Below are 6,509 nucleotides of genomic sequence, written 5' to 3'. Positions count from 1 at the left end.
AAATATCGTACAAATGAGTGAATACAAGGAACGCCACGAAAATGAAATTTTCACAAAGGTATTGAAGGCAGGTAGAAGAACCTATTTCTTTGATGTGCGCGAGACAAAAGCTGGAGATTATTATCTTACGATTACTGAAAGCAAAAAGAATTTCGGGGAAAACGGAGAGGCAACTTTTGAAAAGCACAAAATCTACCTTTACAAAGAAGATTTTAAGAATTTCTTAGACATGTTTAACGAATCAACAGACTTTATCATCGAACAAAAAGGTGAAGATGTAATTTCTGAAAAACATGACAAGGATTACAAATCCAAATCTTACACTTTAGAATCTGACGAAGAGGTTTAAGAATTTGCAAGAAAATGAGTTAAAGACATCCAAAATTAATTTTAGGATGTTTTTTTATGTCCTTTTTCCGACGGAAAATTACCCTAAGCTATAAACAAAAAAGACACTCTATAAAGAGTGTCTTTGTAGCGAGGACGGGAATTGAACCCGTGACCTCAGGGTTATGAATCCTGCGCTCTAACCATCTGAGCTACCTCGCCGATTTTGTGGTGCAAATATAGAAAAAATTTACACGCACACAAAATTATTTTAGATTAAAATATTCAAAAACATCGCTAAGACGATCTGGTTTTGCAACAATTTTATCCGAACTATCTAATATAAAGTAAGTTGGCGTTGCATGAACATTATAATTTTTTGCATAGTCACTATACCAACCTTTACCATCAGATGCACTAATCCAAGGGAATTTAGACGCTAAATCGCCGTAAGACTTGAGATCTGTATCCAACGACAATCCAATGATCTCAACTTTTTTAGCTTTAAGAGCTGGATACTTTTCTATAATCTTTGGCAATTCCGCTGTACAGTGAGAACAAGTAGAAGCCCAAACGATAATGACTTTTCTATCAGCTTTAACATCGTAAATAGATTTAGCCTTGGTGTTATAAGTATTATACAATTTAGAATCTTGGAATTTAGCACCAATTTGGATTTCATCTTGACTCTTAATAGTTCCTGAAAGACGATCATTAATTGTACACTTAAGTTCTTTCGCTTCCTTTAGATATTTATCTTTTAGGTCATTCATCCCATAAGTATCGAAAATTTCGATTAATTCCGACAAAACAGTCTGACCTCTCGGTGTCTCAATATCTACGGATTTAAGAAGCTTCTCGATGTCCGTGCTAACACTCTCCTTCCCTGCTGTATTAAGGTAAGAAATAAGAATTGGTTTCATCAACGAAGAAGTCTCTAGGTAATTTCCAGTTTTACCAAAAAAATCGATATAATCTTGTAATGGAATATTTTTGTAATCAGGATTATTAACATACTTTGCAGCAGTTGCGGAATAATAGTTTACAAAAGGATAGTCACCTTTAGAATCGGTTGAAGAAGATAGTAATGCAATCTCTTTTTCTAAAGCTGGATAAAAAGCGTCAGAAGGTGAATAATAATCCTTAATTTGTAATAAAGCAGGATAGATCAGCTCCTTCTTCTTTTGGCCGTTTTGTGAACTTTCAAAATATTTGTTAACAGCATCCTGAAAAGCAACTTCTTTAATTGTTTTGCCTTCAACTTTGCCTACTGTTAAATTAATATCTTGATTTTCCGAAGCCATTTGGATACTACTATTCGACGGAAAAAACACCATGCGTAACATTCCCTTGTAAGACTTAGGAATCGAAACATTAACACTATTTCCTTTTTTTGTTCCTTTCCCTAAAAGAACATCATTAGATCCATCGTAGCCAAAAATATAGGCATCATCAACTTGAAAATTAGAGGGCACATTTGCATTAACCTTGAACTGTGCCGAAATGCTAGATGCTCCTAGTACACAAAGAGCTAGTAATGTATTTCTCATATTACAAATATAAAAAACTCACTTTAGATAAAGTGAGTTTTTAGGATATTAAGATAATTTTAATTTCTTTTTTCGTTGGTAGAAGTATACAATTAGCATAACCGCAGCAATTACTAATATAAATTCATACATATCGATTGGGTTTTTTGGTCTACCTCCTGGACCAACTCCTCCACCTCCGTCCAATGCGGCAGGTGCTGGCGGCTCATTTTGCGCTAATAAAAATTGATTAAAGCCAAATGCAAGGACAGCTATTAATCTAAAAATTACTTTTTTTATCATTTTTGTAGTGTTTTATTTGATTATTTTACCGTTAAAAACCTCGCCTTTCTCAGATGTTGCAGTAACAACATATACTCCATTAAGATTCTTTAGCTCAATAGGCATCATGTTAGCAGTACTAACTTTCGCTTTAGAGAAAATCAACTTACCACTAGCTTCATATACATTAACATCTGCCTGCTTCCATTTAGGATCAAATATTAGCACATATTTATCAGATGATCGGTCAAAAGCGATTTTTGTTCTAGATAACTTTACATCGTTACTACCTAAAGTAGTCGTCCCTTTATCATAAAAAAGACTATATTGCTCACCATCAACTGGCAAAATCGCGTTTTGTTTAATACTGATAAAATCTGAAGTTCCTTTCTTTTGGATATAAAACTCTTTACCTGAAGATAAATAACTTGCATTATCAGTAACAAGTTTTGCATCTTCTCGTAATTCAAACTTCAATGACTTAATATCATTGCTATATAAATTCATAGCAACTGCTTTACCTTTAAAAGTATCTTCATCAGCTTGATTAATATACAACCAATACTTACTTGCTGCATTTGCATCGATACCACCATTAATTGCATCTTCTTCAAATGTACCAATTGTATTAGTAGAAGGTGCTGTAACTTGTGCAGTCGCATTATCTAAAGCAGGAGATCCTGTCTCTGCACCAGCATACACTACATAATAAGTTCTTCCAAGCTCATTACCTTGTGCATCAAGCGCAATAACACCAAGTTGCTTTACAGTAGAAGAGTTAGCACCTTTTGCAGCTGATACACTGTAAGGTGTAGAACCATTACGAGCAGTATAACTGAATCTTCTAAGATTATTAAATTTAAGGTCATTAGATACGTCGTTCGCCGCAGAGGTTAATTTAATAACAAAAGTTTGCATTGGCTTAACCATTGTCTTATCAACATCTCCAACTGCAGGTCCATTTGCAGTAAAAGTAATGTACTTAGCTCCTGTTGAAATGGTCGCCCCACTAGAATCAGAAGTTACTGTTCCTGGATCAAATCTAATACCTTGAATATTAGGAATTACCATCCCATCATTAGGTGTCGAAGTTTCTGCAATACCTATATTACTCAAATCTAAATTGGTAAAATATGGATTACCAAATTGATAAAGATTTTTACCAAAATTATCTGCAGTCCATCCACCGCTCACAAATACATCTTGAAGATAAGAGTTATAAGTTTCTCTATAGATGTTTACATTTTCTCCTTGTGTACCATAATTAAGGTCAAGACCTCCACCATATAACCTCACAGTATTAACATCATCACCAACCGCACGTCCTTTAATAACATAAGTACCAGGAGTAAAGGTAAGTGTACTTAAATTGGGTACCTGAATGTTTCCAGTATTTTTAGGATTAGTACTAACATCTAAGCCCAAAGAACCTAACATTACATAGTCGGTTGCAAGTGGCAATGTAGAACTACTAACTGGGAAGTTATCAGATCTTTCTCTTGTGTTATTCCATTTAAGAATCTCATTTTGAGTCCAACGAGCATCAGTAAATGTCTTACCAAGTTCTGTTGATAATTCCGAAAGAGGCTTTCCATTAAATGGTAAAGCAATCTGTTGATAAGTACCATGTTTAGCATTACGGAACTCTTTATAGACAGTACCTGTCACATTAGCATTGCTAAGACCTGTAATTGATAACTGACCATAGGTAGAGTTATCAGCTGCTGTTAATCTCAATATGATATTACCAAGATTATTAACCCCAGTAACCGTTCCTGAATTTCTCGTTCTGAAAGTATCAGTACTACTTCCTTCAATCTGAACATTTCCAGAAATATCCAAAATACCTCGGTCATTCACATCCAAACCACCACCATTGTATACTAATGTACCTGGTAGAACAGTCATATAAGCTTGATCCGCCACTGTTGTCAATACCTGTGCACTTAGTGGAACTGATAAAGCTAGAATGTTTAAAGCCAATATTTTTTTCTTCATAGCATTTTATGTTTTTGTGTTTTTGTAATACTCATGAGTTGCAAAATTATGATTTTTTTTAGATAAAAAAAATTATATGTCTAAAAATCAACAGTTAATTTAAATTAATATGATAATTCGCAATCTTAAATCTCGTCAATAACGATCTCTTTTTGATCTTCAATATTATACATAAAATCCTCCAAAACCTTTTCTGTTGTGCCTCTAAGACCTCTCGCTCCCAATCCCTTCTCGACCGTATCTTCAACAATTTTCTCAATTGCAGAATCTGTAAAAGATAACTTCACATTATCCATTTTAAATAATTCTACAAATTGATTGATGATTGAATTTTTTGGTTCTTTCATAATGCGAACCAAGGTTTCCTTAGTTAAGCTGTCCAAATATGTGATAATCGGGAAACGCCCCAACAACTCAGGAATTAATCCAAAGGACTTTAAGTCGATCGCATTAATTTGACTCAAAATATAATCGTCTTCCTCAACTTTATTTAGTTTTTCTGAACTAAAACCAATTGCTTGCTTGTTAAGACGTCTTTCTATAATTTCTTTAATGCCATCAAAAGCACCTCCTGCAATGAAAAGAATATTTTGTGTATTAACTTGAATATACTTTTGGTCTGGATGCTTACGTCCTCCTTGTGGTGGTACATTAACAATGCTTCCTTCCAACAACTTCAACAAACCTTGTTGTACACCTTCTCCCGAAACATCTCTTGTAATACTAGGATTGTCAGATTTACGAGCAATTTTATCAATTTCATCAATAAAGACAATACCACGTTCTGCTTTTTCAACATCATACTCAGCAACCATCAGAAGTCTAGACAAGATACTTTCTACATCTTCCCCAACATAACCAGCTTCTGTCAAAATTGTTGCATCCACAATACAAAACGGAACATTAAGTTGCTTAGCAATTGTTTTTGCCAAAAGCGTTTTCCCCGTTCCGGTCTCACCGACCATGAGGATATTTGACTTTTCAATTTCTACCTCACGGTTTTCGTCTTGCTTATGAAGAAGTCTTTTATAATGATTGTAAACCGCAATTGACAATTGCTTTTTAGCTTGATCTTGCCCAATGATATACTCGTCCAAAAATTCCTTTATCTGCTTAGGCTTTGCCAACTCTTCCATTGTAAAACCAGCATCTCCCATTTGTTTTACACTATCTTTAATAATGTTGTGCGCTTGCTCGATACAATTTTCGCAGATAAAACCATTCTGTCCAGAAATAAGTGTTTGCACTTCATTTCGTTTTCTTCCGCAAAAAGAACATTGATTAGGATTCATATAATTCTCGTGTACTTTACTTTATTAATTAATGGAAAAAAAAGAAGCCGAAGCTTCTTTTTATGTTATGCGTTTTTAATCGCTTCTTGTATTTTTTGATATTCTTCAGGACTAAGCTTAAGTCGTTCGTTTCCAAAGTTAAGATCTTGCATCGCGTTGAGTGGCACAAGATGGATGTGCGCATGTGGAACTTCTAGTCCAATCACCGCAACACCTACTCTTTTGCATGGAATCGCTTTTTCAATTTTTTTGCCAACTTGCTGTGCAAATCCCCAAAGATTTTTGAATTCTTCTGAGTCTAAATCAAAAATCAAATCCACTTCTTTTTTTGGAATAACCAATGTATGTCCTTCTACTAAAGGCATTGCATCCAAAAAAGCGACAAAATTATCGTCCTCAGCTACTTTGTAACTTGGGATTTCTCCGTTGATGATTTTTGTGAAAATTGAACTCATAATTTTAAAAGGATTTTCGTTCTGCAAATATCAAACCGTTTCTCGAGAATTACAAGCTAATTTCTAAAATATCGAAAGTTAATTTGTTCCCATTAGGAAGTGTAATCTCAGCAACATCACCGACAACTTTTCCTAAAAGGCCTTTTGCGATTGGTGTATTAACAGAAATCCTTCCTGTTTTAAGGTCACTTTCGTTATCAGGAACCAAAGTGAATTTTTGCTCCGCTTTAGTTGCATGATTTTTAAGTCTAACCGTTGTCAAAATAGAAACCTTTGACGTATCTAGTTGGCTCTCATCAATAATTTTTGAACCAGAAATAATATCTTTAAGTTTTGAAATACGCATTTCTAACAGTCCTTGTGCTTCCTTTGCTGCATCATATTCTGCATTTTCAGAAAGGTCACCTTTATCTCTTGCTTCAGCGATCTGTTGGGTAACTTTTGGTCTTTCAATAGTTTCCAATTGCTCAAGCTCAGCTTTCATCTTATCTAAACCTTCTTTCGTAACGTAACTCATGTCAATAATTTTTTAACGTTGATATAAAAAAATTATCCGACCTTTGCCGGATATAATTTTTGTTGTGTTGATTCGTTTTGACAAATATATAAATTAATTTTGATATGAA

Annotated in this window: 7 protein-coding genes and 1 tRNA gene; 1 reads left to right on the top strand and 7 read right to left on the bottom strand. The window is 34.3% G+C overall.

Going from position 1 to position 6,509, the window contains the following annotated elements; genetic code table 11:
• The first annotated feature begins 13 nt into the window (after window positions 1–13).
• Window positions 14–349, top strand: a complete 336-nt coding sequence (locus Q1V95_RS12640; protein ID WP_300674561.1) for a DUF3276 family protein — start codon at window positions 14–16, stop codon at window positions 347–349.
• 126 nt (window positions 350–475) lie between these two features.
• Here the strand turns inward: Q1V95_RS12640 and Q1V95_RS12635 are convergent.
• The 7 genes from Q1V95_RS12635 to greA form a co-directional block, all read right to left on the bottom strand.
• A tRNA-Met gene (locus Q1V95_RS12635) sits at window positions 476–549 on the bottom strand.
• A gap of 44 nt (window positions 550–593) precedes the next feature.
• Entirely contained in the window at window positions 594–1,877 is a 1,284-nt protein-coding gene (locus Q1V95_RS12630) for a TlpA disulfide reductase family protein (RefSeq protein ID WP_300674558.1), read from the bottom strand.
• A gap of 48 nt (window positions 1,878–1,925) precedes the next feature.
• On the bottom strand, window positions 1,926–2,159 hold the full coding sequence (locus Q1V95_RS12625) for a signal peptidase (protein ID WP_300674555.1): 234 nt from the start codon (window positions 2,157–2,159) through the stop codon (window positions 1,926–1,928).
• 12 nt (window positions 2,160–2,171) lie between these two features.
• Entirely contained in the window at window positions 2,172–4,136 is a 1,965-nt protein-coding gene (locus Q1V95_RS12620; RefSeq protein WP_300674553.1) for a T9SS type A sorting domain-containing protein, read from the bottom strand.
• 125 nt (window positions 4,137–4,261) lie between these two features.
• The gene (gene clpX / locus Q1V95_RS12615; RefSeq protein ID WP_300674550.1) at window positions 4,262–5,428 is read right to left on the bottom strand and encodes an ATP-dependent Clp protease ATP-binding subunit ClpX; all 1,167 of its coding nucleotides are present in this window, start codon (window positions 5,426–5,428) and stop codon (window positions 4,262–4,264) included.
• Window positions 5,429–5,493: 65 nt separating this feature from the next.
• Window positions 5,494–5,883, bottom strand: coding sequence for an HIT family protein (locus Q1V95_RS12610; protein ID WP_300674548.1), 390 nt, complete (start codon window positions 5,881–5,883; stop codon window positions 5,494–5,496).
• A 49-nt stretch (window positions 5,884–5,932) separates the two neighbouring features.
• Window positions 5,933–6,400, bottom strand: a complete 468-nt coding sequence (gene greA, locus Q1V95_RS12605; protein ID WP_300674545.1) for a transcription elongation factor GreA — start codon at window positions 6,398–6,400, stop codon at window positions 5,933–5,935.
• Window positions 6,401–6,509: the final 109 nt, after the last annotated feature.

The organism is Soonwooa sp. (assembly GCF_030151385.1).
Taxonomy (GTDB): Bacteria; Bacteroidota; Bacteroidia; order Flavobacteriales; family Weeksellaceae; genus Soonwooa.
This window is presented reverse-complemented; position numbering and strand designations above follow the sequence as displayed.